Source organism: Paenibacillus athensensis (assembly GCF_004514475.2).
Classification (GTDB): Bacteria; Bacillota; Bacilli; order Paenibacillales; family NBRC-103111; genus Paenibacillus_AL; species Paenibacillus_AL athensensis.
The window spans coordinates 1-536 of the sequence record NZ_MYFO02000054.1 but is presented as its reverse complement, the minus strand read 5'-3'; the positions used below and the strand labels follow the sequence as shown (position 1 = coordinate 536).

1 pseudogene is annotated in these 536 nt (G+C 67.9%); it reads right to left on the bottom strand.

Annotation, left to right across the window (positions count from 1 at the left end):
* Nucleotides 1–536, bottom strand: a pseudogene (locus tag B5M42_RS25155) (hypothetical protein); the annotation flags it as partial.

Sequence of the window (536 nt, the reverse complement as noted above, 5' to 3'; positions counted from 1 at the left end):
ATGGCGCTCACTTACCGATTCCGACGTCAGCTTCGTGCCGTCCACGCTTTTGCCGGTAAGCTTCGTCCCATCGACGCTGCCTGCGGCCAGCTTTGACAGCGTCACCGCTCCGTCCGCCAGATGACGCGCGCTCACCGCTTCCGCGATCAGCTTGCTGCCGTCCACGCTTTCCGCCGCCAGCTTCGTCAGCGTCACCGCTCCGTCCGCCACATGCCCCTCGCTCACCGCTTCCGCGACCAGCTTGCTGCCGTCCACGCTCTCCGCCGCCAGCTTCGACAGCGTCACCGCTCCGTCCGCCACATGACGCTCGCTTACCGCTTCCGCGACCAGCTTGCTGCCGTCCACGCTCTCCGCTGCCAGCTTCGACAGCGTCACCGCTCCGTCCGCAACGTGCCGCTCGCTCACCGCTTCCGCGACCAGCTTGCTGCCGTCCACGCTTTCCGCTGCCAGCTTCGACAGCGTCACCGCTCCGTCCGCCACATGCGCCTCGCTCACCGCTTCCGCAGCCAGCTTGCTGCCGTCCACGCTTTCCGCCG